Below are 980 nucleotides of genomic sequence, written 5' to 3' on the forward strand. Positions count from 1 at the left end.
ATAAAACGCCTTTGTACGAGATCTTAACCGAATATCAAACAAATCAAAATGACAAAGAACAACTGGACTTATTTAACGACTAAAAAATAACGCATCAGTACTAATTCCAAAAGACAAATTTTCAAAGAAATTAAGAATGGGATTATTAAAAGGTTCAAGAATAAATCCATCTGATAAAGAATTATCCAATTTATTCAAACTTGTAAACTGCGAACTTACTGATATTGCAATTAAAGAGCTTTTAAAACGTGATGATTTTAATTTGCCAAGAGCGAAAGTGAACAATATTGAAATTTTAGCAAGAATTAATGATGCTAAATTTATTCTTGGAGGTAATGACAAAATAAATTGCATTCAAAAATCAGTAGAACTATATATTGAGATTTACGACCAGATTAATGATGTGAAATATTTGATCCGTGCTTTAGAATTAGTACGAAAAATTAAATCTTTTTTTGAAGAAGATTTGCAACAATTAGAAAATAAGATTTTAAAAGATTTTCCAATACTCGAATCATCATACAAACAAATAGAACTTATAGAAGTTGCATTATTCTTAATGCAAGAAAGCTCTATTAAAGTCTTGGTAGATTATAGTCTCATCCAATTAAATAAAAGTTATGAAAGCAACGATTATGCTGCTGGCCAAAATTATATTCTCATTTTAAATAAGCTTGGACACTTTAATAATAATGATTTTAAAACACAAACTGCTTTGTGTCTGGAGAAAAAAGCAGACTTTTATATTTCCCAAAAAGAACCTAACACATATTACCCCACCATCCTATCCATTTATACAGAAGCACTAAAAGAAGTAAAAGGAATCCCTATAGATAAAGCATTTGAATCTAGACTTCAAAAAAAAATCAGAATAGAACGTATGCGGCCCACCAACCACATCTACTAACTTAGCATAATTTTATTTACCGGTTCCCCTCGGATAAACTTGACCTAAACTTGCTGTAATTTCTTGTAGTTCT

Annotated in this window: 1 protein-coding gene; it reads left to right on the forward strand. The window is 29.2% G+C overall.

What is annotated here, in order from left to right; translation table 11 throughout:
- Positions 1-136 precede the first annotated feature (136 nt).
- On the forward strand, positions 137-907 hold the full coding sequence (locus IE056_RS18310) for a hypothetical protein (RefSeq protein WP_189606434.1): 771 nt from the start codon (positions 137-139) through the stop codon (positions 905-907).
- Positions 908-980: the final 73 nt, after the last annotated feature.

The sequence above is a fragment of the Salinimicrobium marinum genome, from assembly GCF_014651535.1.
In the GTDB taxonomy this organism is placed as follows: domain Bacteria; phylum Bacteroidota; class Bacteroidia; order Flavobacteriales; family Flavobacteriaceae; genus Salinimicrobium; species Salinimicrobium marinum.

What these genes read in the sequence shown, in the direction of transcription:
- IE056_RS18310 (WP_189606434.1), top strand. Translation starts at nt 137, where the DNA reads ATGGGATTATTAAAAGGTTCAAGAATAAATCCATCTGATAAAGAATTA.